This is a genomic window from Tunturibacter psychrotolerans, from assembly GCF_040359615.1.
Lineage (GTDB): Bacteria > Acidobacteriota > Terriglobia > Terriglobales > Acidobacteriaceae > Edaphobacter > Edaphobacter psychrotolerans.
Genome location: NZ_CP132942.1, coordinates 149633 through 173008, shown reverse-complemented (window position 1 = coordinate 173008; position 23376 = coordinate 149633). Strand labels below are relative to the sequence as shown.

Below are 23376 nucleotides of genomic sequence, written 5' to 3'. Positions count from 1 at the left end.
AGTGATTTGGAGTAGTATCTGGCACCCGCAGGAAATATATCCTGCGCTGCTGCCCGATTTCGATATGTTTCGGCATCGGACAGGATGAGCCGGAGGACAGCCATGAATATTTTGAGGAAGCGGTATCTTTTTGCGCTTTTAGCGGTGGTGCTTCCACTGATTGCGGGATGCACCCGCCACAGCAAAAGCGAGCAGTATTACCTGATCGCCACGAATACGGCGGTGCCCTATTGGAAGGCGGCCGCGAACGGATTTGCGGCAGCTGGACTGGAGTACGGGGTTTCGGTCGATACGCGAGGGCCGGCCGGTCTGAACGCACAGGCGGAGGTCGATGAATTCAACGCGATGGTGGCAAGGAAGCCTGCGGGGATTCTGGTTTCGGTTGCGAACTCGCAGTTGATGGCACCGGCGATTGACGCGGCAATCGCAGCGGGTATTCCGGTGATCACGATCGACTCGGATTCGCCAGAGAGCAAGCGGCTGTACTTTATTGGCACCAATAATCTGGAGGCTGGGCGATTGGGCGGAAGGCGTGTGGCTGCGGTGTTGAATGGGAAAGGAAATGTCGTGTTCTTTTCTAACCCGGGGCAGCCAAACCTTGACGAACGTTTGAAGGGCTATATGGATATCTTCGCCGGGTTTCCGGGAATCAAGGTGGTGGAGAACTTCGACATTAAGGCAGACCCGGGCACGGCGTTGGATAAGGCGGGTGAGTACCTTGAACGGAAGGGGCCAGCGAGGGTAGATGCGTTTATCTGCCTGGACTCGCGTTCGGGTGTGAATGTGGCGGAGGCGTTCAAACGGCGCAATATTACGGACCGTTTGTTGGTCGCGATGGACGTGGACTCTGACACGTTGAGACTGATCGGCGATGGCACGATCGATTCGACGATCTCGCAAAAGCCGTACACGATGGCGTATCTGGGGCTGAAGGCGTTGGATGAGATTCACCACTATCCTGTGAAGCCGATGGATCAGGACTTTGCGCTGGATCCTTATTCTCCGTTTCCGGCGTTTGTGAATACCGGAGTCGCGCTGGTGGATAAGACAAATCTGAGCGCCGTGATGAAGAAGCAAAAGGAGGCGAACCAGTAGGGTCGAGCGGCAAAACGTAGCATCAGGCCCCCGGGATATACCTCTGCCGCTGTCGGAGTTTTATGTTTTTCGGCTTCGGACAGAAGTTTTGCCAGAGGATGACGATGAACCACTTCATGAGGCGACCTCTTTTTGCGCTCTTGGCGATGTTCCTTCCACTGCTTGCGGGATGCACCCGTCACAGCAAAGACGAGCACTATTACCTGGTTGCTACCAACATCAACCTGCCTTACTGGAAGGCGGCGAATGCCGGGTTTCAGAAGGCTGCGGTTCAGTATGGGGTTTCGGCCGAGATGCGCGGGACGAATACGTTCGATCCGCAGGGCGAAGTGGCGGAATTTCGCACGGTGGTAGCGCGAAAACCTGCGGGGATTCTGGTTTCGGTGGCGAGCGCGGAGCTGATGTCGCCGGAGATTAAAGCTGCGATGGACGCGGGGATCCCGGTGATCACGATGGACTCGGATGCTCCGGCGAGTTCACGGCTCTACTTCATTGGGACGAACAATCTGCAGGCGGGGAGGTTGGGCGGACAGCGGGTTGCGGCGAAGCTGAATGGTAAGGGGAACGTGGCTTTCTTTTCGATTCCTGGTCAGCCGAATATTGACGAGCGATTGAAGGGGTATAAAGACGCGTTCTCGCACTATCCGGGAATCAAGATTGTCGATGTGTTCGACATGAAGGGGGATTCCGGGCTGGCGATGGACCAGACGCGGGACTATCTGTCGCGGACGGGAGCGAACAGGATTGACGCGATCGTGTGCCTTGAGGCGGCTTCGGGGAGAGATGTAGCCGAGGCGTTTCGACGGGAGAACGTGAAGGACCGGCTGCTGGTGGCGATGGATACGGACCAGACTGTGCTCCAAGGCGTGAAGGATGGGACGATCGATTCGACCATCTCGCAGAAGCCTTTTACGATGGCGCTGGTGGGGCTGAAGGCGCTGGACGATATTCATCACTATCCAGTAACGCCAATGATGCGGGAATATGCGCTGGACTCATTTTCACCGTTTCCGACACTTATCGATACGGGAGTTACGTTGGTGGATAAAAGCAATGTGGATACGCTGTTGAACATTGGGGAAGATAAGGCGCCGTAATCTTCAGGCAGAGGCTCGTGATGGGTCAGAGCGTGACGACGATCTTACCAATCTGAGCGTTGGACTCCATGTAACGGTGGGCTTCGACGATTTCGGCGAAGGGAAAGGTCTTGTCGATGAGAGGCTTGAAGTTGCCTGCGACGATGTGGTCGAAGATGTACTTCTTGGCTTTGGGAAACTCTATGGGATCTGCAGCAACCTCAAAGAGGGTGTAAGCCCTGATGGTGAGGAATTTGCTGAGGGCAGTGAAGAGCGGGTAGGGGGTTGGTTCGGGGGCGAGAGCGCCGTACTCAAAGATGATGCCGTTTTTGGAGGCGGCTGCGGCGAGAGCTTCGACGATCTTCCCGCCAATGGGATCGAAGGTGATTCGGGCGCCCTTGCCAGCGGTGATTTCTTTTACACGGGCGACGAGGTCCTCTTCGTCGGAGACGATGACGTGGTCTGCGCCGAGTCTGAGTAGCTCTGCTTTTTTTGCGGCAGTGCGAGTTACTGCAATGCTGGTGGCGCCCTCTGCCTTTACGATTTCAATGGCGGCGACACCTACGCTGCTGCTGGCTGCTGTGATGAGAACGAAGTCTTCTTTTTTCAAGTGGCCCAACATGATGAGGCCGCCGTATGCGGTGAGGTACTGCATCCAGATGGAGGTGCCTTCTTCGTAGGAAAGTTGGGCGGGGTACTCGGCGAGTGCTGTGGCTGGAACGATAGCGACTTCGCCGTAGACACCGTGAGCATTGAGGCTGAAGAGGCCGGGAACGGTGCTGGCTGTCTTGCCGATCCATGTGGGGTCGACGCCAGGACCGACTGCTTCGATGGTGCCGGACGCCTCGTAGCCGTTCTTTGCGGGGACGATGGGAGCTTCGAGGTATTGGCCGTTGCGGAACATGACCTCGGCACGATTGAGGCCGAGCGCTTTGACGCGGAGACGGACCTCTCCCTGGGTTGGTTCGGGGAGGGGGAGTTCGTCGAACTGAAGGACTTCGGGGCTGCCGGTCTTGTGGAAACGGACGATCTTTACGGTGTCGGGCATGTGGGTTCCTTGTTCCTTCTATGCCTCGTTTGATGAAGGCGATGAGAGAAGGACTCAGAAGGACGGCAGTTGGTTTGAGCGGATCGTCAGGCTTTGAGGGACTCTTCCTGTTTGGGTTCTTCTCTGAGGAGAGGGGCGATGGCTTCGGCGTCGGCGTCGCCGCCGTAGATGACCTGGCCGTATTCGAGGAGGGTGACCATGCCTACGCCGCCGCAGATGTTGCCCGCTACGGCAGGGAGGAGCCAGATGAAGTAGCTGCTCCATGCAGCTTTGCCGATGAGGATGGCGGTGAGGATCTCGCCGCTGGTGGCGATGCAGTGGGCGAAGTTGCCGAGGCCGACGACGAAGGTCAGCATCCAGATGATCATGACGGAGCCGGTGATGGAGTGAGAGCCGGAGACAAGCCAGGCTACGGTGGCGATGATCCAACCACCCATGACGCCGCTCCAGAAGATGGTTCCGGCTGGGTTGTGGATGGCTTCGAGGCCCAGGCCGGCGAGCGCTTGAACGATCTCGGGTTTGAGGGCGTTGGTGAGGGCGGCTATGACGGAGAAGGAAAGAGCTCCGAGAACGTTCGCGGGAAGGACAGTCGCCCAGAGGCGGAGAGTTTTCCAGAAGTGCTTCTTTTCTGCGAGGACGAGGGCGACGGGATAGAGGGTGTTTTCGGTGAAGAGCTGCGATCGGCCGAGGATGACCACGATGAAGCCGAGGGGGTAGAACATCTTGCCGACGAAGAAGATGGTGTGGGTGGGAACTGTTCCGGGGGTAGTGAGGAGAGCGATGGCGATGGCGTTGCCGAGAGCGGAGAGGCCCATGAAGATGCCGCCTGCGAGGCCGGAGATGGCGAGGGAGATGCTGGAACGGCCCAGCTCCTGGCGGGCGTTGTTGGCTACCTGCTCGTAGATGTCCTGGGCGCTGGGGCGCTCTAGATTCTTTTGTGCGTCCTGGCTCGCGGGGGGCGGGGGTGGGTAGCGTCGAAGGCGGTAGGGCATGAGTGTTGGATGCAGAAAAAATGAAGGACGGAACGGCGCGCGTCCTGCCGGACGGGCCCACTGCGCGTGGGGCGGCCACTTCGTGGCGTGTGTACCTGTTTGCAACGGCGGTTTTGCCAGGGTCCTCCCGTTGGTCAGAAACGGTATCCCGACCAACGTGCATGCGTCTTTATAATTTTGCGTATGGCAACCGCTTCGACACCCGATCAAGAGATCCAAGAGCTGCGCGATCAGCTTCGCCACCACGAATATTTGTATTACGTCGAAGATTCGCCGGAGCTCACGGACGCGCAGTATGACGCCCTGATGAACCGGTTGAAAAAGCTTGAGGAGAAGCATCCTGAGCTGGTGACTGCGGATTCTCCCTCGCAACGGGTCGGGGGCAAGCCGAAGGATGGATTTGTGAAGATGCCGCACTCGCGGCCGATGTTGTCGCTCGATAACGCTTACAACGAGGAAGAGCTGCGGGCGTGGGGCCAGCGGGTGCGGGATGCGCTGCCGAGTACCGAGGCAGTGCGGTATGTGTGTGAGCTGAAGCTGGATGGTTTGTCGCTTGCGCTGCAGTATGGGCCGGGCGCGGGTGGGAGTGCGCATCTGGAGCGGGGATTGACTCGTGGGGATGGTTCGATTGGCGAGGATGTGACGAGCAATGTGCGAACTATTCGATCGGTGCCCCTGAGTATCTCGGCTGCGAAGCTGAAGGCGGCGGGGTTGCCGCAGAGCTTTGAGGTCCGGGGAGAAGTGGTATTGCCGCAGACGGCGTTTGTGAAGATGAATGAGGAACGCGAGGCGGCGGGACAGGCTCCGGCGGCGAATCCGCGTAATGCGGCGGCGGGAACGATACGGACGCTCGAGCCGAACATCGTCGCGCAGAGACGGCTGGATTTTTATGCTTACTTTTTGTTGCGGGATGGAGAGTTTTTATTGCCGCAGCAGTCGACGACGCTCGAGGCATTGAAGACATCGGGTTTTCGCGTAAACAAGTATGCGAAGGCGCTGAAGAGTATCGATGAGGTGGTGAAGTTTATCGGAGATGCAGAGCCGCTGCGCGACACGTTGGGGTATGAGATTGATGGTGTCGTGATCAAGGTGGATGCTACGGCGCAGCAGAGGCGGCTTGGGTTTACGGGGAAGGCTCCGCGGTGGGCGATTGCGTATAAGTTTGCGGCGCGTGCGGGGATTACGAAGTTGGAGGATGTTTTGTTTCAGGTTGGGCGGACGGGGAAGGTGACGCCTGTGGCTGCGCTTACTCCGGTGTTGATCGGCGGGACAACTGTGACGCGGGCTACGCTGCACAATGCGGATGAGATTGCACGTCTTGGAGTTCGTATTGGGGATTTTGTGCAGGTGGAGCGCGGCGGCGATGTGATTCCGAAGATTGTGGAGGTGGTGGAGGATAAGACGCATCCGCGGGGGGCGAAGGGGATTGTGTTTCCGGAGTTTTGTCCGGTGTGCAAAAGCCCATTGATGAGAGTGGAGGGAGAGGTTGATTGGAGATGTGTGAACAACTCCTGTCCGGCGCGAGTACGTGAGGAGTTGTTGCATTGGGCGGCGCGCGGGGTGATGAACATTGAAGGGTTGGGCGATGCGATGGTGGCGCAGTTGCTCGGGCAGGGTGCAGAGCTGGGTGGCGATGGGGAAGTTGTGACGGAGGAGGGTGCTCCGGTCGTGACGCGGAAGGCGCTGATTAGGACGATTGGAGATTTGTATCGTTTGAAACGCGAGGACCTGCTTGGGTTGGAGAGGGTGGGTGAGAAGACGGCAGACGCTTTGCTGGCGCAGATTGCGCGGTCGAAGGAAGCTGGATTGGCGCGGGTGTTGTTGGGTCTGGGAATTCGGTTTGTGGGCGAGCGGACTGCACAGTTGCTGGCGGCGCACTTCGGTTCGATGCAGGAATTGGAGGCGGCGGCCAGCCAGGATATGGAGAAAGCGGGCCCGGCGCTGGAGGCAGTGACGGAGGTAGGGCCGAAGGTGGCGCAGGCGATTGTGGAGTTCTTTGCGGTGGAGAAGAACAAGGATCTGGTGAGAGATCTGACGGCGCTGGGTCTCACGATGACGGCGGAGAAGCGCGTGACAACTTCGATGCTGGAGGGGTTGACGTTTGTGCTGACTGGAACGCTGCCGAATCTTACGCGCGAGTTGGCGAAGGAGAAGATTGAGTCGGCGGGGGGGCGGGTTTCGGGGAGCGTGAGTAAGAAGACGGACTATCTGGTGGCGGGGGAGGAGGCGGGTTCGAAGCTGGATAAGGCGAACTCGCTGGGGGTGGCCGTGCTTGATGAAGTGGGATTGCTGAAGCTGCTGGAGACGGGACCGGCTACAGGTTAGGGGGGCGGTTGGTGCTTGGAGTCACGGGTTGACTGGGGCTTGGGATGGGGACTGGTTTTGGCTCGGAGGGATTGGTCGTCTGCCGAGTGCCGCGGAATCCGCAGGCCTTCATAGCGGCGACTGGTTCGGGGTTCTGCATGAAGGTGTCCCAGACGAAGGCGCTGCGAAGATTTTCTGCCATGAGGACGCTGATGCCGAGGTCGATGCCGAGGACGTCGGGGTCGTACCAGTGGAGTTCGGGGTGGAAGGCGTCGCAGAAGCCGTAGCGGCCCCATGCGTCCTGGCCGAAGTTTTCTCGAAGGGCGCGGAGGACGCGGATGCAATCGTGCGGGAGGAAGGGGAGGGATCCGGCGGCGGCGCAGGGGACGACGGATCCGTCGACCGGACCCATGAGAGGAGGGCCGCCCCAGGCGGTGTAGCCGTGCTGCCAGTCGGAGGCGGAGACGCCCCAGTAGTCGTCAGTGTAGCCGCGTTTGAGGCCGAGGCAGAAGGCTTTGTGGGCGCGGGTGGCGGTGATGGAGTTGGAGAAGTAGTTGGCGTAGGCATCGCGCTTGCCGGCGAAGTCGAACCAGGCGTGGGAGTACTGGTGGACGAAGAGGGGGTCGCGCCCGCTGATGTAGGAGTAGGGACCAAAGGTGATGGGCGGGCGGGTGAAGGCGCTCCAGGAGTCGGGGGAGATGGGGTGGGTGGGCGAACCGATGGCGAGGAGATACATCATCATCAGCTCGGCGTAGTGGTCCCAGCGGGTGGAGATGAAGCCGGTCTCGGGATGCCAGCCCATGGAGAAGGTTTTACCGCCGTTGAGCATCCAGGGCCAGTCGACGCGGTTGTAGAGTTGCGTGGCGAGGTCGGTGATTCTGCGGTCGTTAAAGTAGGCCCGGACGGTGAGGACACCGCAGAGGAAGATGGAGGTGTCGATGGATGATACTTCGACGTTGATGAGGGGCTTACCTGTTTTGACGTCGCTGAAGTGGTAGAAGAAGCCGTGCTCGTCGGGCATCTTGTTGAGATGAAAGTCGAGCGTGGTGATGACCTGCTTTTTGATGCGATCGGTGTCGAGGTATCCGCGTTTGTCGGAGATGCAGAGGGCGGTGAGGCCGAAGCCGGTAGCGGCGATGCTTGCGGCGAAGTGCTGGTCGAACTCTCCGGTGGCGGTCTTGTTGGTGGCGCGGTCGAGGACCTGCCCGGACGCTGGGTCGGCCTGCTCGGTGAAGTAGAGACAGCCTGCTCGCTCCATCTCTTCGAGGAAGGCGAGGTCTTCGTCGCTCAGGAGCCTTGAGTAGGTGGGTTGGGCGGCCTGCTGCGCTGCGAGAGGGGAGGCTACAAGACCTGAGAGTATGGCTCCGCCGAGGAGTTTGGTCGCGCGACGTCTCGTGATTTTAGGCGGAGTCGAGGTGCTGAAACTCATCTTCTCTATCGTACGGTCTTGCCAGGGCAGCAGACTTGTCTGACTCTGTGAATCGTGTAAAAGTACCGCGGACGTTGTAGAGCGTGTCCGGTTTTTAGTGAAAGCCTGGAGTCGGACCTCCCCAGGTCGTTGGATGCCGCGCGTGCGAATGTGGATGCTGGCGCGATGTTCTGGGCAGGAAGTGCAGTGTTCAGGGAGCGTGGAGTTGCGTGGTTTGGACCTGTGTCAGGCAAACTTTTGTCTTTGGATATTGCCGTTTCAGAAAGCGAGTGTCAAGGATCGGGCGGAGGATTTAGCCACACAGAGTGTGACTTGTGACAGACTGCATGAATGCGTGGACGCGCGAAAAGATCTGCGACGCCAGAATCGAAGACACAAGAGCATAAGCCCGCGAGCCTGAAGGTATTGTCCGACCATCTTGGGTTGTCGATGGCTGCGATCTCTCGCGTCCTTAGTGGAGCGCCAGCTGCGCGTTCGATTCCGAAGGTTACGCAGGACCGGATCGTGGCGGCAGCGGAGGAGCTGAACTACCGGCCGAATCTATTTGCCCGCTCCTTGCGCAATCGACGGAGTCAGACGGTCGGCGTGATTGTGCCGGAGGTAAGCGAGGGGTACGCAACGCTTGTGTTGAGTGGGATTGAGTACGAACTGATGCAGTCGGATTACTTTTATTTTTTGATCAGCCATCATCACCGTGAAGAGATGATTCAGCGAAGTGAACGGCTGTTTCGCGACCGTGCTGTGGAGGGCGTGATCGCTGTGGATACGCTGCTGCGAGATAGGTGGGCGATTCCAACGGTGAGCGTCTCGGGCCATCATGAGCCGAAGGGCGTGATTAATATTGTGCTGAATCATCGGCTGGCCGCGGAGCTTGCTATCGATCACCTGAGCGGACTAGGGCATAAGCGGCTTGCCTTCATCAAGGGGCAGAAGTTTAGCTCGGATACGGAGTCGCGGTGGAGGGGGATTCGCCATGTGATGGAGAAGAGAGGGATGACGATTCTTCCGCAACTGGTGGCACAGCTTGAGGGAGATCAGCCGACGCATGAACCAGGGTATCTGGCGACGCAGAAGTTGCTGGCGAGTGGCGAGAGCTTTACTGCGTTGTTTGCGTTCAACGATGTGTCGGCCATTGGTGCTATCAAGGCGTTGCGAGAGGCTGGGCTGCGGGTGCCACAGGATGTCTCGGTGGTGGGCTTTGACGATGTCCAGTCGGCGGCATTTCAGAACCCTGCGCTGACGACGGTGCGACAGCCGTTGCGGATGATGGGGGTTCTGGCGGCTCAGACAGTGTTGCAACAGATTGGGTCGCGGAGCGGGGGGAATGCTACGCAACAGATCGTCGTTGACCCGGAGTTGGTGGTGCGAGAGTCAACGTGCCCTCCTGGAGCCGGTAAGAGATAGCTAGCGGTATCGGTTTGTTGAGCTTCGGGGTCGGTTCCCTGCGCCGGTAGGGCTTGAGGAGTGTGGCGAGCCTGACTCTGCGTGCGGGTAGCGACCCGGATATTGGACGTGCGGCTAACTCTTATTTCTGAAGTCCCAGGGGCCCGTTGCCGCTGAGGAAATTAGGGGAAGGAAGCAGGACTGAGTTTGTGATAGCATCCCTGCTCCTCGAGATACCGGCCTCAGAAGGGGCCGAACTCGATGGTCGCCAACGGTGGCTGCTCCTCCTCGGAGATTGTTCGGACCGCCGCCGTTGAGGAGATTCCATTTTGTAACCGATGGTGATTGATCAGCTCAGATTGTCAAGGAGAGTCTGACATGAAGGTTTATCTGGGAAACGATATTCGTAATGTGGCGGTGGTGGGCCATGCGCATAGTGGAAAGACGACCCTGATCTGCGCGTTGCTTCATGCCGCGAAGATGACGATGACACGAGGACGCATCGAGGACGGATCAGCGGTGACGGCGTACGACGAAGAAGAGGTGGCGCGGCGAACGACGATGTCGAATGCCGTAGCGTTTGCGGAGTGGAGCGGGATCAAGATCAACCTGATTGATACGCCTGGATTTCATATGTTTGTGCACGAGACACGCGCGGCGATGCTGCCGGTTGAGGTAGCGCTGGTGGTGGTGAATGCGCAGACGGGAGTGGAGGCGGTTACGGATAGAGTGTGGAAGTATGCCGCTGAGGTGAGCTTGCCGCGCGTGCTGGCGATGAATCAGGTCGATCATCCCAAGGCTGACAGCAGAGTGGGGCGGCAACGGATGATTGAACTGTTGCAGGAGAAGTGGGGACGGCAGGTTGTGCCGGTGCAGTTGCCGATCGTCGATCAGCATGGCTTCCACGGTGTTGTGGATCTGGTGACGATGAAGGCCTATCTGTATAAGCCGGATGGCGATGGGCGGGGTGAGGTTGGTGTAATTCCTGAGGCGCTGAAGGCGGACGCGAAGGCAGCGCATGAGGCTCTGGTGGAATTGGTTGCCGAGGGGAAGGACGAGCTTATGGAAGAGTTCTTTCGCGAAGGAACGATTCCGGAGCAGCATTTGATCGTTGCGCTACATGAGGCGATTCGCGAGGACAGAATCTTCCCGTTGCTGTACGTGAGCGGGTTGAGGAATGTGGGGACTGACCATCTGCTGGACTTTCTGAAGGTGTATGCGCCGGCGCCGACGGAGCGGGAACCGGTGGCTACCCGGGGCATACTGCACTCATCTTCGTCAGGTGTGAACGGGAGTGGGGTGGGCGGCGATCAGGACGAGATTGTGATGCGCAAGGTGGATGACAAGGAGCCGCTGGCGCTCTATGTGTACAAGACGATGACCGATCCGTTTGCCGGGAGAATCTCGTTCTTTAAAGTCGTAAGCGGGATGATGACGACGGATAAGACGGTGCAGAACTTCACTCGGCATGAGCCGGAGAGGCTGGCGCACCTGTCGATTATGCAGGGACGGAAGGCAGTGGAGGTGTCGGAGCTGCATGCGGGAGACATCGGTGCGGTGGCGAAGTTGCGCGTGACTTTGACTGGAGACACGCTTGGCGACAAAGCTCATGAGGTTTATCTGGAGCCGGTGCCTATGCCTGAGCCAGCGATGACGTATGCGATTGAACCGAAGTCGCGTGCGGATGAGGACAAGCTTGGGCCCGCTTTGCATAAGCTGATGGAAGACGATCCGATGGTGAAGTTCTTCCGTGACCCACAGACGAATGAGTTTCTGGTGGCTGGGGCGGGGCAGCAGCATATTGAAGCTGTTGTTTCGAAGCTCAAGCGGCGATACCACACGGATGTGACTTTGAAGGCGCCGAAGATACCGTATCGCGAGACGATTCTTGGTCGCGCGGAGGCGCAGGGACGATACAAGAAACAGACGGGAGGCCATGGGCAGTACGGCGATTGCAAGATTCGGATGGAGGCGATGCCGAGGGGCGGCGGTGTCGTGTTTGGAAACGAAATCTTCGGGGGGTCGATTCCGCGACAATATGTGCCGGCGGTTGAGAAGGGCGTTCGGGAGTCGGCGGCGCGAGGATTTCTGGCGGGATATCCCGTGGTCGATTTGAAGGTGACGGTATTCGACGGCAGCTACCATGATGTCGATTCGAGCGAGATGTCGTTCAAGATGGCGGCGCGGCTGGCGTTTCGTAAATGCATGGAGCAGGCAAAACCGGTGCTGCTGGAGCCAGTGATGCGAGTGGAGATCGAGGCGCCGGATGACTTTGCCGGGGCGTTGCTCGGGGATTTGAACGGACGGCGTGGACGCGTGCAGGGGATGGAGAGCGGCGGTGCGGGGACGACGGTGCGGGCGGAGGTTCCTCTGGCGGAGATGCTGAGCTATGGGACGACGCTTACGTCGATTACGCAGGGACGCGGGAGTTTCCGGATGGAGATGGGCCACTATGAAGTGGTGCCCGCGTTGCTGGCGCAAAAGATCCTGGCGAACGCGAAACGGCCGCTTCACGACGAGGCGGACGAATAGGAAAAATTCGGGAGCGAGCCAGCTCGTACTAACATAAAGATTCGATGAATTTGCCGGATCGTGTGCTATGAGTTTGAGTACAGCCAGCGCGTTGGATTTCTCTCGGCCAGAGGGGCCAGGTGCCGCGGGGTGGAGACGGCGCACGCTGCTTGATCTGATTGTGGGATATGGACTGATCCTGGTGGTGATCTGGACCCCGGCACCCCTGCGGCGTGTGCTGTATTTTGTGACGCTTGGGTGGATTGGGTATACAACGTGGATCTCGTTTAGCGGCTGGGACGCGATGGGAGTACGAGTCGCGGGATTTTTCCGGTCACTGTGGGTTGTGGGGGTGGCGTTATGTTTTGCGGCGTGCGCGGTGCTCTTTGCCGGGCGGATGCAGACGTTGCACGCGCCAAATACTACATTGCGACTGGTGCAGGGCTTTTGGGGCTATGCGGTGTGGTCTTTTTTTCAGCAATTCCTGCTGCAGGATTTCGTGATGCGCCGGCTGTTGAAACTGACGAACGATCGGCGAGTTGCGGTGATAGGAGCGGCGGGCCTGTTTGCGTTGGCGCATCTGCCTAATCCTGTGCTGACGGTGATGACACTGGTGTGGGGTGTGGCTTCTTGTCTTGTCTTTTTGCGCTATCGCAATCTGTTTACGTTGGGGATGGCGCACGCGATTCTCGGTATCTGCGTTGCGGTGACTTTGCCGGCGTCGGTGCAGCACAACATGCGGGTGGGGCTGGGCTACTTGCGATATCGGCCACATGGGCGGCATCATCTGAACCAGATGGACCACAAGGTGTCGACAGTGGTGTGGGTGATGGCTGAGGCTGCGACGCGGCGACTGTGACGCCAGGCTCTGCCGTAGAAGATGCCGGCGATGGCGGCGAGCAGAACGTAGCGCCAGTTGAAGTGGACGGCGCGCTTGTTGAAGTGGGAGAGGCCGAAGAGGGTGCTCGCTAGCAGAAGAGCTTGAGTTCGTCCCAGGCGTCGTTCGAGGAGATTCTGTAACCAGCCACGAAAGAAGAGCTCTTCGGGGACTGCGATGAAGAGGAACGTGAAGAGATAGGCGCCGACGAGCTTCCAGGGATGAGGCCAGATGGCGTGGACGTGGAGAAAGCCCAGGGTGAGGCCAAGGATGAGCGCGATGGGGATGTAAAAAACGCATTCGCGCAGGCCGATGCGGAGGTCGCTCAGTCGGAGGCGGAGATCGAATCCGACACCGTTCAAGTCGCGGACGAAGAGGAAACCGTAGATGCCTGCGTTGAGCAGGATCATCTTGTTGAAGACGGCGAGGTGTGGAGGCCATGCGGGCTCGAACCAGCGCAGGTCGACGGCGAGACCGAGAGTGATGAGGACGAGATAGTCTCGCCAATTGCCGTTTTGATTATTGTCGACGTATCGGGCGTGCTGCAGGAGGAGCGCGACGGCGACCGGCAGCAGAGCGTAGAGAGCGAACCAGTCCCAAAGGAAAGTGGAAGTAGCTTTGCTTACGATGAGATATGGAAGACAGAGTATGGCCGGTAGGAGAAGTCTGATTGGTGTTGGCGACCCTTGGATTTGTTTGCGGAACGCGTCGCCGGAGAAGGCTACGCAGAGAAAAGGAATCAGGGTGAGGATGGCCGCGAATATGTTGGGCAGAGTGAACATTTGGTGGGCTTCAGTATAGGGACCGAAGAGGTGTTTTATGTATGAGTAATGGCTCGTTTGAGTCTGCTACCACGTCTTAGGGGTTGTATTGGCGGGCTTTCTGGTGATAAAAGCATCTTCCGGGCCTTTGTTTGCTTCCAATCGAACTGGAGAACCCCTTATGCCACGTCCTTACTGGTCAGGTCAGATACAGATTTCGCTTGTTTCGTTTGGAGTCAAGCTCTTTACGGCGACGGAGTCGAAGAGCGAGATTCGTTTTCATCAACTGAGTCGCAAGACCGGAGAGCGGATCAAACACCAGAAGGTTTCTGCTGGCGATGAGGGGAAGGTTGAGAGCTCCGATATCGTGAAGGGTTACGAGTATCGTAAGGGCGAGTACGTCATGATCGAGCCGGAGGAGATTGAGCAGGTTCGAATTCCTTCGAAGCACACAATTGAGGTGACGCAGTTCGTCGACGCTGAGGAGCTTGATCCTGAGTTTTTTGAGAAGCCGTATTTTGTAGTGCCGGAGAATGACGTTCAGGCAGAGGCGTTCGCTGTGGTTCGCAAGGCGCTTCAGTCGATGAAGAAGATTGCGCTGGGAAAAATTGCGTTTAGTGGACGTGAACATCTGGTTGCGGTTTCGGCCGACACGGATGACAAACTGCCAGGCATGATGGCCTACACGATGCGTTATGCGGAAGAGCTTCGGGATCCTAAGGAGTTCTTCGAAGACATCAAGAAGGTGGCGGTGGATGAGGATCAGCTCTCGTTAGCGAAGGAGTTGATCAAGCGCAAGGCTTCGAAGTTTGAGCCAGAGAAGTTCAAAGATGAGTATGAAGCTGCGTTACGAGAGATGGTTGAGGCGAAGGTGAAGCACGCGCCAATTCCGAAGGATGAGCCGGTGCCGACGTCTGGCAAAGTAATTAATTTGATGGATGCGTTGCGGAAGAGTGTGCAGGGTGACGAGGCGGCGGCTGCAGCGGGCAAGAAGAAGGCTCCGGCGAAGGCTACAGCTGCGGCGGAGGCACAGAAGGGCATCGAACTGGTAAAGCCGGCGAAGGCGCATAAGCCGCGTAAATCGGCGTAGCGTTCGTCATGGCTACGAAGAAGAGAGCCAAGTCGAAGTCACCGATGAGTGCGGCGGATGCGGTAGATGAGCAGCTGGAACGCTATCGGTCGATGCGCGACTTCGATGTAACGGCGGAGCCTAGTGGGAAAAAAGAGTCAGAAAGAACTTCAAAGAACAAGGCAGCTCAGGGAACTGGGCTGCCCTTTGTGATTCAGAAACATGCGGCTACGCGGCTCCATTACGATTTTCGGCTTGGATGGAATGGGGTGTTGAAGAGCTGGGCGGTGGCGAAGGGGCCGAGTTACTTTACTGGAGACAAACGGTTGGCGGTGCAGGTCGAAGACCATCCGATGGAGTATGGCGGCTTTGAGGGGATCATTCCGAAGGGGCAATATGGCGGCGGCACGGTGATGGTTTGGGACCAGGGAACGTGGGAGCCGCAGGCGGGGCATACCGATGTGGATGAAGGGCTGCGGACAGGATCGCTGAAGTTCATCATGCACGGCACGAAGATGAAGGGGAAATGGGCGCTGATTCGCATGGGTGGCAAGGCGGCGAATGAGAGTAAGCCGAATTGGCTGTTGATCAAGGAGCACGACGAGTTCGAGCGGAAGCAGGATGACGCGGCTGTCACGGAGGAAGAGCCGAATAGTGTAGTCACGGAACGGAGTCTCGAAGAGATTGCGAGCAACGAAGATCATGTTTGGAACTCGAAGGAAACCGCGAAGGGAGATGCCTGGTATCGCAAGGAAGGCGGTGTTGAAGTTCCGAAGAAGGCCGATGTGAGAGTGGTCCTGATTGACGAGGGCGAGGCGTCTCGGAAGTCGAAGGACATTACCACTGAATTGAAGGTGCCAGCAGGAGCGCCTAAAGAGAAACTTCCACAGTTTATTACGCCGGCGCTTGCGTTGCAGGCTACGACTCCGCCGAGCGGGCCTGGATGGTTGCACGAGTTGAAGCTTGATGGCTATCGGATCCAGGCTCGCAAGGATGGCGATAAGGTTCAGCTGCTGACTAGGACTGGACTGGACTGGACGCATCGCATGAAGACGATTGGGGCTCTGGTTGGGAAGTTGCCGGTGGAGCGAGCGATTCTGGATGGTGAGGTAGTGGTGCTGGCGGAGAACGGCACGACCAGCTTTGCCGATTTGCAGGCTGCTTTTCAGGAGGGCGTAAAGAAACCGCTTAGTTATTTCGTGTTTGATCTGCTGCATCTGAATGGACACAGCCTGAGGGGTCTGCCGCTGGTTGAACGAAAGATGCTGCTTGCGACTCTTTTGGAGGGCGGCAGTGAGTTTTTGCGACTCAGTGAACATCTGGAGACCGACGGAGCAGTCGTCTTCCGGAAGGCTTGCGAGATGCATGTTGAGGGGATCGTCTCCAAACGCGCTGCCAGCAAATATTCGAGCGGCAGGGGTGGAAGTTGGCTGAAGCTGAAGTGTGTGCACGAGCAGGAGTTTGTTATTGGCGGGTTTACTTTGCCTTCGAATGGAAGTCATGGAGTTGGGGCGCTACTGCTGGGATACTACGACGATAAAAAGCTTATCTATGCGGGACGCACGGGTACAGGATTTACGGAGAAGACACATCGCGTTCTTCGGAATCAGCTTGAAGAGCTGCGTCAAAAAGAGAATCCGTTTGAGAACCCGCCGCCTGAGGCGAAACGGGGGGCGATCTGGGTGAAACCTGAGCTGGTGGCGCAAGTCAATTTTGCAACGTGGACCGCGGATAACCTCGTACGACAGTCTTCGTTCAAGGGATTGCGAGAGGATAAACCTGCCATTGAGGTTCGGCGGGAGGAGCCTACGGTTGTGCCTCGTGCGCGCGGCGCGAAGAGTGCTTCACACTCCGCGTCCGTTGGGATTGCGGCGAAGACTGAGCCTGACGAGGGAGATACTGCGAAGGCGGCTCCCGTGAAGACTGCGAAGAAGAGCGCGAAGTCTACGTTGGAGAACGCTCCAGTGAGGTTAACGCACCCCGAAAAGATTCTCGATACGGAGACCGAGCTAACGAAGCAGCAGTTGGCGGATTACTACTGGGCAATCGCGTCGCATATGCTGCCGCATATCGAGGGGCGTCCAGTGTCTCTCGTGCGCTGCCCTGACGGGAGCGAGAAGCCGTGTTTTTATCAGAAGCATGTGAACGCCATGCTGCCGCCGGGGATCACTTCGGTAAATGTGCCGGATAAGAAGACGGGGGAGATCGAGCCTTACATTACATTGTCGACGGCAGAGGCTCTGGCTGGGCTTGCGCAGATGGGCGTGCTCGAAGTGCATCCGTGGGGATCGCGTAATGACGATCTTGAGCATCCGGACCGTATCATCATCGATCTTGATCCGGATGTTGCGATTGCGTGGCCGAGGCTGGCCGAGAGCGCTGTGGAGGTTCGTAAGGAGCTTGAGCAGCTCGGTCTGGAGAGCTTTGTGAAGAGCACTGGGGGTAAGGGGCTGCATGTGGTGATTCCGGTTGTGCCGGAGTACGACTGGGCAGTGATCAAACAGTTTGCGCATGCGTTTGTGTTGAAGATGGAAAAAGACCAGCCAGGCGTGTATCTGACGAAGATGAGTAAGGCTGCGCGGAAAGACAGGATCTTCCTGGACTACCTGCGGAACGAACGAGGCGCGACTGCGGTGGCGGCCTTCTCCCCGAGGGCTCGTGCTGGCGCAGCGGTTTCGCTTCCGCTGGATTGGGGAGACCTGAAGGCGACGGAGCGGACTGTCGTGTATGTCGCGAGTTTTGCAGAATGGCAGGGAGGGCTGAAGCGCGATCCGTGGAAGGATTTTTTGAAGGTACGTCAACGGATTACTCCGAAGATGTTGGAAATCTTGAAGATATCGCCGGCAGCTTAGCTAAAATTTGCGTGTTCGATAATGGACAGTTTGTTTCGATTGCGGACGGGCGGTGGTGCGCGTTGCTCTGTAAGTATTTGAAAGCGTGTGATTGAGGATGGCCTTGCGCTTGCACTTAGACCAGACGCAATGGATATCTCCAGACCAGACATAAAGCAGAAGAAGATGCGTCGGCAGTGGATTGCAGGTGGCGGCGCTGTAGTGGTGCTTGCGGCAATTGCGTTTTTTGTCACCCGGTTGAAGCCTGCGGCGCCTGAGGTTGATCGGGCGACGGTTTGGACCGACTCAGTGAAGCGTGGGCCTTTGTTGCGTCAGGTACGGGGACCGGGTTCGCTGGTTCCTCGGGAAGACAAGATTCGGCTGATACCTTCTGAGACCGAAGCGACGGTTGTGCGGATTCGCGTGCTGCCGGGAGCGAAGGTTGAGCCGGACACGATTTTGATGGATCTTGTTGATCCACAGTTGCAGCAGGAGTTGCTGGACGCGCAGCTGCAAATGAAGGGGGCGGAGGCTGACTACATCAATACCCGTGCGAAGGTACAGAGCGACCTGATGGATCAGAAGGCAGCGGCGGCGACGGTGGGGGCGGATCATACTCAGGCTCAGCTACAGGCGCGGACGGATAAGTCGTTGTTCGATTTGGGCGTGATCAGTGGATTGACCTACAGCGCCTCGAAGGGCAAAGCCGATGAGTTGACGACGCGCAATGATCTTGAGAAGCAGCGGCTTACGCTGAATGAGAAGGCGATCGAGACGCAGCTCGCTGTGCAACAGACCAAGGTGGATCAGGCGAAGGCGCTGCTTGGGTTGAAGCAGAAGCAGCTGGATGCGTTGAGTGTGAGGGCGGGGATAAGCGGTGTGCTGGTTGAGCTGCCGCATCAGGTAGGCGAGCATGTTGCTCCGGGAACGACGCTGGCGAAGGTGGTCCAGCCGGACCAGTTGAAGGCGAGTTTGAAGATTGCCGAGACGCAGGCGAGGGATATCCAAATCGGACAGCCGGCTGAGATTGACACGCATAACGGCGTGATCAACGGCAAGGTGATGCGAATCGATCCTGCGGTATTGAACGGAACGGTAACGGTTGACGTAGAGCTTGCTGGAGCCCTGCCGCAGGGTGCTCGCCCCGACTTGAGTGTTGACGGAACGATCGATCTGGACCGGATGTCCGATGTGCTCTATGTGGGCCGACCGGCGTTCGGGAATGAGAACAGCACGATCAGCCTCTTCAGACAAGGAACGGACGGCAAGACTGCGGTGAGAGTTCCGGTGAAGGTAGGACGTGCTTCGGTGAACAGCATTCAGGTGCTGGAAGGATTGCAGGAAGGCGATACGGTAATTCTGTCGGACATGAGCCGGTGGGATAACACGGATCGGGTTCGCTTGAATTAGACAGAGCCCAGGCGACGGCCGGGATAAAGGAGAGCAGGGATGGCGACGGATACGATGATTCAGATTGAGGACTTGAAGAAGATTTTTTACACGGATGAGATTGAGACGCATGCGCTGTCGGGTGTGCATTTGAATATCAATCGTGGAGAGTATGTGGCGATGTCCGGGCCATCGGGATGCGGGAAGTCCACGTTACTGTCGATTATTGGATTGCTGGATACGCCGACCGGCGGCGGGTACACGCTGAACGGTAAAGAAGTCGCGAATCTGAACTTTGCAGATCGTTCGCGGATTCGAAACCAGGAGATTGGATTTATCTTTCAGAGTTTCAATCTGATTGGCGATCTGACTGTTGCCGAGAATGTCGAGCTGCCACTGACCTATCGCGCGGGAATGCCTGCGACAGAGCGCAAGAAGAGGGTGCAGGAGTCGCTTGAGCGCGTGAATATGGCACACCGGATGCGGCATTATCCAGCGCAGCTCTCAGGTGGTCAGCAGCAACGGGTAGCTGTGGCGCGGGCGTTGGCGGGTTCGCCGTCGATCCTGCTGGCCGATGAGCCTACGGGAAATCTTGACTCGAAGAATGGCGAGGCCGTGATGAAGCTGTTGCAGGAGTTGCACGCAGAGGGTGCGACGATCTGCATGGTGACGCACGATCCACGGTTTGCGGCACACGCAGAGCGTCAGGTGCATCTGTTCGACGGCAAGGTTGTTGCGGAGGGTGAGCTAAATCGACTCTTAGCGGAGGTAGAGGGATGATGACACTGATCGAGGACATGAGGCTGTTCCTACAGCAGATGTGCGGGGCGATTGGCATGTCGGGAACTGCGATGAATGTGGTGCCGGTGGTTGTGCTCGGCGTCGCGCTCAATGTTGCTGCTATCGGCCTGATGGAGAGCGTGAGGACGGATGAACGACCGACTTGCCAAAAGACGACGCTGCCCGCCGCTGCGCAGACAGAGCTCAAGGTAATGCGGACAGTCGTGACTTCGACGCTGAAGACGATCAGCAAAGGGCAACGGAGATGGTGTGTAGCCCGCAGCTGGGTAGCGGATCTCCAGCGCGAGGTTGCAGACTACGTGATGGGAACCACGGGTATCAGGGTTGCTCCCATGGCTTACGAATGTGCGCGTTCGACAAAAGAGATTCAAAAAAGCAAGAGCTGTCGCCTTGGAGTTGTCAGGCGGCCAGCGTAACAGACGAGGGGCCGCGATCAATCTGATGGAATGCGCGGAACGGAAGGAGCAGAAGATGAACGGGTTGATGCAGGATGTGACGTATGCACTGCGACAGTTGCGAAAGGCGCCGGGATTCACTCTGACGGCGGTTCTGACGCTTGCGCTTGGGATAGGCGCGAACGCAGCGATCTTTACGCTGGTGCATGCGGTACTGCTGCAGAACCTGCCGGTGAGCGATCCGAAGGGTCTGGTACGTCTGGGCGATAAAGATGATTGCTGCGTGATGGGAGGACGGCCCGAGGGCCAAGACTATTCGATGTTTTCGTACGATTTGTACCGACACTTGCGCGATAGCACTCCTGAATTTGAGCAACTGGCTGCGATGCAGGCGGGGATCGGTCAAGGCACTCTTACTGCGCGAAGCGGATCGGGCAACAGTTTGTCAAAGGCTTCGGCCGGTGAGTTCGTCTCGGGGAATTACTTTCAAACGTTTGGACTGAAGCCTTATTCCGGAAGGCTTCTGGAACCGTCTGATGATGCGCCGGGAGCGCCGATGGCGGCGGTGTTGAGCTATAGGGCGTGGCAACGCGACTATGCGATGGATCCTTCTGTTGTCGGGAGCACGTTTCAACTGAATACACATCCGGTGACGGTGGTAGGGATTAGTCCGTCTTCGTTTTACGGCGACCGAATGAGTGATACACCGCCTGATTTTTTTCTTCCGTTGAACGAAGAGCCAATTCTCGATGCTGGTGCATTGCTAAAGCGTCCTGAGTCAAATTGGCTCTATGTGCTTGGTCGCGTCAAGCCGGGCACGCAAATCGGTCCGCTGCAAGAAAAGATGAGTGCGTTGTTGCGTGACTGGTTGGTCCCAATAAAGTCTTATCAGGATGCGGAGGGAAAGAAGGCGCTGCCGAAGACTCACGTAATCTTGATTCCGGGTGGGATTGGGATTGCGAATATGCAGGCCGATTACAGAAGTGGCCTCGTGCTTCTGATGGGTATCTCCGCGCTGGTTCTGCTGATCGCGTGTGCGAATATTGCAAACCTTGTTCTAGTCCGCGGGATGTCCAGACGAGCTGAAACTTCAATTCGAATGGCGCTTGGTGCAGCGCGGAAGAGAATTATTCGCCAAATGCTGACCGAGAGCATCGTTCTGGCGTGCCTTGGCGGCGTTGCTGGACTTGCAGTGGCGTACGCAGGAACGCGGATGTTGCTTGCGCTAGCATTTCCGGATTCTCCGGGCCTCCCGATTCATGCGAGTCCCTCGCTTCTGGTACTGGGATTTGCGTTTGGTTTGTCGTTGATTACGGGTCTGGTCTTCGGGATCGCGCCAGCATGGATTACCTCTCACTCCGAGCCAGCGGAGGCGCTTCGAGGTGCCAATCGTTCCACCAGGGACAGTGCTTCCTTGTTGCAGCGAACGCTTGTGGTGGTCCAAGCGGCGCTGTCGCTGGTGTTGCTTGTGGGAGCGGGGCTGTTGACCAAAAGCCTGAACAAGCTTGAGCACCAGGACTTTGGATTACAGACTGAGAATCGCGTTGTGATCCATATCAGTCCGGACAATGCCGGCTACAAGCCGGATCAGTTACAGGCTCTGTATGGAGAGATGCTTACGCGACTTCGGGCGCTGCCGGGAGTGGAACGGGTGGGATTGTCGCTTTACACTCCGCTCGAAGGTGATAATTGGGGTGAGGGAGTTACGATTCAAGGGCATCCTGAGCCAGGGCCGAACGATCGTATCGGCGCGTCGTGGGATCGCGTGACGCCGGATTTCTTTCAGGTGATAGGGCAGCAGGTCCTACGAGGCCGCGGAATTACCGACCAGGACACGGCTACTTCGCCGATGGTGGCCGTTGTGAATCAGACTTTTGTGAAGAAGTTTTTTGCGAAGAACGAAGACCCGATCGGAATACACTTCGGCCTGGATGGAGCCAAGAGCGCGGGTGAAATCGAGATTGTTGGCGTGGTTTCAGATGTGAAGTATGTCGATCCACGTGAGCCTGTTCGGCCAATGTACTTCCGACCCTTTCTGCAACATGCGCCGTTGTCGGACAATGCGGATGTGCGGTCACTCTTTGCAGGCGCGATTATGCTGCAGATGAGAGGTCCTTCGGAAGGATTGGAGGCACAGGTTCGACGGACACTTGCAAGTATCAACCCAAACCTCACAGTTACCGATTTCAAGACCTTTGGCACTCAGATTGAAGGCCAATTTGGCCAGGAGAGGTTGATTGCGCGGTTGACGCTGATGTTTGGAGCGTTGGCATTGGTGTTGGCTTCGGTCGGTTTGTATGGTGTGACGGCTTATACCGTTGCACGGCGAACCTCGGAGATCGGGATACGGATGGCGCTCGGCGCTGGACGCGGCAAAGTGGTGAGTATGGTGTTGCGTGAGGCCATGCTGCAGGCTGGAGTTGGGCTTGTGATCGGATTGCCGGTGGCGTTGCTGTGCGTTCGCTTTATGAAGACACAACTGTACGGAACTGGCGGGCAGGACCCCGTGATCTTTGCAGGAGCGATTGTAGTGTTGGTTGTTTCGGCGTGCGTCGCTGGGTTGATCCCGGCGCGGCGTGCGGCCTCCACTGACCCGGTCAAGGCTCTGCGGACTGAGTAGCGAAGCCAAACGGCATTGACTGTTGCGGCTGTTGATCCCCCGAGCCGGCTCGACGAAAGTTTTGAAACGGAGCAGAGAATGATTGAGTTGAAACAACTGGAACGGAGTTACAAGACGGGCCATACAGAAACGTGGGTGCTGCGGCGCATCAATCTTACGATCCGTGAGGGCGAATTTGTAACTGTGATGGGTCCATCTGGAGCGGGTAAATCTTCGCTGCTAAATGTACTGGCTATGCTGGACGATCAATGGAGAGGAGAGTTCTATTTCGCTGGTGAGGCGGTTCACGCGATGAATCGGAAGCAGAGAGCCGAACTCGCGCGGCGAAGAATTGGGATGGTGTTTCAGAGTTATCACCTGCTGGACGATCTGACTGTAGCGGAAAATATCGATCTGCCGTTGTCGTATAAGGATATTCCGAAGTCTGAGCGACAGGCTCTGGTGGCGGATACGTTGGATCGCTTCAACATTGTGGGGAAGAAAGATTTGTTCCCGAACCAGCTCTCGGGTGGACAGCAGCAGTTGGTGGGAATTGCGAGGGCCGTTATTCATAAGCCAAATCTTTTGCTGGCCGATGAGCCCACGGGCAATCTGCACTCAGAACAAGCAAATGAGATTATGCAATTGTTTCGCAAGCTGAATGAGGAAGGTACGACGGTAGTGCAGGTGACGCACTCGGAGACGAATGCGGGGTATGGCACGCGGACGATTGAACTGCGCGATGGGTGGCTCTCGCGGGATACGGCAGGTCTTGTGGCAGCTGAAGGGGCGGGGGTGCGAGCGTGAAGGGGAGTT

At 57.5% G+C, this 23376-nt stretch carries 17 protein-coding genes; 13 read left to right on the top strand and 4 right to left on the bottom strand.

What is annotated here, in order from left to right; all coding sequences use genetic code 11:
• The first annotated feature begins 102 nt into the window (after nt 1-102).
• Both RBB77_RS00570 and RBB77_RS00565 read left to right on the top strand, forming a co-directional pair.
• Nucleotides 103-1095, top strand: a complete 993-nt coding sequence (locus RBB77_RS00570; protein WP_353064240.1) for a substrate-binding domain-containing protein — start codon at nt 103-105, stop codon at nt 1093-1095.
• Nucleotides 1096-1211: 116 nt separating this feature from the next.
• Nucleotides 1212-2192, top strand: coding sequence for a substrate-binding domain-containing protein (locus RBB77_RS00565; protein ID WP_353064239.1), 981 nt, complete (start codon nt 1212-1214; stop codon nt 2190-2192).
• 25 nt (nt 2193-2217) lie between these two features.
• Here RBB77_RS00565 and RBB77_RS00560 read toward each other — a convergent pair whose 3' ends face one another.
• Both RBB77_RS00560 and RBB77_RS00555 read right to left on the bottom strand, forming a co-directional pair.
• Nucleotides 2218-3219, bottom strand: a complete 1002-nt coding sequence (locus RBB77_RS00560) for a zinc-dependent alcohol dehydrogenase family protein (protein ID WP_353064238.1) — start codon at nt 3217-3219, stop codon at nt 2218-2220.
• 86 nt (nt 3220-3305) lie between these two features.
• Entirely contained in the window at nt 3306-4211 is a 906-nt protein-coding gene (locus tag RBB77_RS00555) for a formate/nitrite transporter family protein (RefSeq protein ID WP_353064237.1), read from the bottom strand.
• A gap of 183 nt (nt 4212-4394) precedes the next feature.
• On the opposite strand from RBB77_RS00555, the gene ligA reads away from it, so the two are divergent.
• Nucleotides 4395-6536, top strand: a complete 2142-nt coding sequence (gene ligA, locus RBB77_RS00550; RefSeq protein WP_353064236.1) for an NAD-dependent DNA ligase LigA — start codon at nt 4395-4397, stop codon at nt 6534-6536.
• Here ligA and RBB77_RS00545 read toward each other — a convergent pair.
• Nucleotides 6526-7944 (bottom strand): glucoamylase family protein, encoded by a 1419-nt coding sequence (locus RBB77_RS00545; RefSeq protein ID WP_353064235.1) that lies wholly within the window; start codon nt 7942-7944, stop codon nt 6526-6528. The genes ligA and RBB77_RS00545 overlap by 11 nt on opposite strands.
• Before the next feature lie 405 nt (nt 7945-8349).
• Here RBB77_RS00545 and RBB77_RS00540 point away from each other — a divergent pair, with 405 nt between their 5' ends.
• The 3 genes from RBB77_RS00540 (at nt 8350) to RBB77_RS00530 (ending at nt 12697) form a co-directional block, all read left to right on the top strand.
• Complete coding sequence (locus RBB77_RS00540; protein ID WP_353064234.1) at nt 8350-9348, top strand: LacI family DNA-binding transcriptional regulator; 999 nt, start codon at nt 8350-8352, stop codon at nt 9346-9348.
• A gap of 357 nt (nt 9349-9705) precedes the next feature.
• The gene (gene fusA, locus RBB77_RS00535; RefSeq protein ID WP_353064233.1) at nt 9706-11859 is read left to right on the top strand and encodes an elongation factor G; all 2154 of its coding nucleotides are present in this window, start codon (nt 9706-9708) and stop codon (nt 11857-11859) included.
• Nucleotides 11860-11926: 67 nt separating this feature from the next.
• The gene (locus RBB77_RS00530; protein WP_353064232.1) at nt 11927-12697 is read left to right on the top strand and encodes a CPBP family intramembrane glutamic endopeptidase; all 771 of its coding nucleotides are present in this window, start codon (nt 11927-11929) and stop codon (nt 12695-12697) included.
• Here RBB77_RS00530 and RBB77_RS00525 read toward each other — a convergent pair.
• On the bottom strand, nt 12622-13497 hold the full coding sequence (locus RBB77_RS00525; protein WP_353064231.1) for a CPBP family intramembrane glutamic endopeptidase: 876 nt from the start codon (nt 13495-13497) through the stop codon (nt 12622-12624). The two genes, RBB77_RS00530 and RBB77_RS00525, sit on opposite strands and share 76 nt — an antisense overlap.
• Before the next feature lie 160 nt (nt 13498-13657).
• Between RBB77_RS00525 and RBB77_RS00520 the strand changes: the two genes are divergently transcribed.
• The 7 genes from RBB77_RS00520 (at nt 13658) to RBB77_RS00490 (ending at nt 23367) form a co-directional block, all read left to right on the top strand.
• Nucleotides 13658-14566 (top strand): Ku protein, encoded by a 909-nt coding sequence (locus tag RBB77_RS00520; protein WP_353064230.1) that lies wholly within the window; start codon nt 13658-13660, stop codon nt 14564-14566.
• An 8-nt stretch (nt 14567-14574) separates the two neighbouring features.
• A complete protein-coding gene (gene ligD / locus RBB77_RS00515) occupies nt 14575-17397 on the top strand; it encodes a DNA ligase D (RefSeq protein ID WP_353064229.1) in 2823 nt (940 codons plus the stop codon).
• A 129-nt stretch (nt 17398-17526) separates the two neighbouring features.
• Nucleotides 17527-18786 carry an efflux RND transporter periplasmic adaptor subunit gene (locus RBB77_RS00510; RefSeq protein WP_353064228.1) on the top strand — a complete coding sequence of 420 codons (1260 nt, stop codon included), beginning with the start codon at nt 17527-17529 and terminating at the stop codon, nt 18784-18786.
• A 39-nt stretch (nt 18787-18825) separates the two neighbouring features.
• The gene (locus RBB77_RS00505; protein WP_353064227.1) at nt 18826-19545 is read left to right on the top strand and encodes an ABC transporter ATP-binding protein; all 720 of its coding nucleotides are present in this window, start codon (nt 18826-18828) and stop codon (nt 19543-19545) included.
• Entirely contained in the window at nt 19542-19982 is a 441-nt protein-coding gene (locus RBB77_RS00500) for a hypothetical protein (protein ID WP_353064226.1), read from the top strand. The genes RBB77_RS00505 and RBB77_RS00500 overlap by 4 nt, the downstream gene beginning before the upstream one ends.
• 55 nt (nt 19983-20037) lie before the next feature.
• Complete coding sequence (locus RBB77_RS00495) at nt 20038-22581, top strand: ABC transporter permease (protein WP_353064225.1); 2544 nt, start codon at nt 20038-20040, stop codon at nt 22579-22581.
• 78 nt (nt 22582-22659) lie between these two features.
• Entirely contained in the window at nt 22660-23367 is a 708-nt protein-coding gene (locus RBB77_RS00490) for an ABC transporter ATP-binding protein (RefSeq protein ID WP_353064224.1), read from the top strand.
• The last annotated feature ends 9 nt before the right edge of the window (nt 23368-23376 follow it).

Bases quoted from the DNA above. Each gene is read 5' to 3' on its own strand.
- RBB77_RS00570 (WP_353064240.1), top strand. From the start codon at position 103: ATGAATATTTTGAGGAAGCGGTATCTTTTTGCGCTTTTAGCGGTGGTG.
- RBB77_RS00565 (WP_353064239.1), top strand. From the start codon at position 1,212: ATGAGGCGACCTCTTTTTGCGCTCTTGGCGATGTTCCTTCCACTGCTT.
- RBB77_RS00560 (WP_353064238.1), bottom strand. From the start codon at position 3,219: ATGCCCGACACCGTAAAGATCGTCCGTTTCCACAAGACCGGCAGCCCC.
- RBB77_RS00555 (WP_353064237.1), bottom strand. From the start codon at position 4,211: ATGCCCTACCGCCTTCGACGCTACCCACCCCCGCCCCCCGCGAGCCAG.
- ligA (WP_353064236.1), top strand. From the start codon at position 4,395: ATGGCAACCGCTTCGACACCCGATCAAGAGATCCAAGAGCTGCGCGAT.
- RBB77_RS00545 (WP_353064235.1), bottom strand. From the start codon at position 7,944: ATGAGTTTCAGCACCTCGACTCCGCCTAAAATCACGAGACGTCGCGCG.
- fusA (WP_353064233.1), top strand. From the start codon at position 9,706: ATGAAGGTTTATCTGGGAAACGATATTCGTAATGTGGCGGTGGTGGGC.
- RBB77_RS00530 (WP_353064232.1), top strand. From the start codon at position 11,927: ATGAGTTTGAGTACAGCCAGCGCGTTGGATTTCTCTCGGCCAGAGGGG.
- RBB77_RS00525 (WP_353064231.1), bottom strand. From the start codon at position 13,497: ATGTTCACTCTGCCCAACATATTCGCGGCCATCCTCACCCTGATTCCT.
- RBB77_RS00520 (WP_353064230.1), top strand. From the start codon at position 13,658: ATGCCACGTCCTTACTGGTCAGGTCAGATACAGATTTCGCTTGTTTCG.
- ligD (WP_353064229.1), top strand. From the start codon at position 14,575: ATGGCTACGAAGAAGAGAGCCAAGTCGAAGTCACCGATGAGTGCGGCG.
- RBB77_RS00510 (WP_353064228.1), top strand. From the start codon at position 17,527: ATGGATATCTCCAGACCAGACATAAAGCAGAAGAAGATGCGTCGGCAG.
- RBB77_RS00505 (WP_353064227.1), top strand. From the start codon at position 18,826: ATGGCGACGGATACGATGATTCAGATTGAGGACTTGAAGAAGATTTTT.
- RBB77_RS00500 (WP_353064226.1), top strand. From the start codon at position 19,542: ATGATGACACTGATCGAGGACATGAGGCTGTTCCTACAGCAGATGTGC.
- RBB77_RS00495 (WP_353064225.1), top strand. From the start codon at position 20,038: ATGAACGGGTTGATGCAGGATGTGACGTATGCACTGCGACAGTTGCGA.
- RBB77_RS00490 (WP_353064224.1), top strand. From the start codon at position 22,660: ATGATTGAGTTGAAACAACTGGAACGGAGTTACAAGACGGGCCATACA.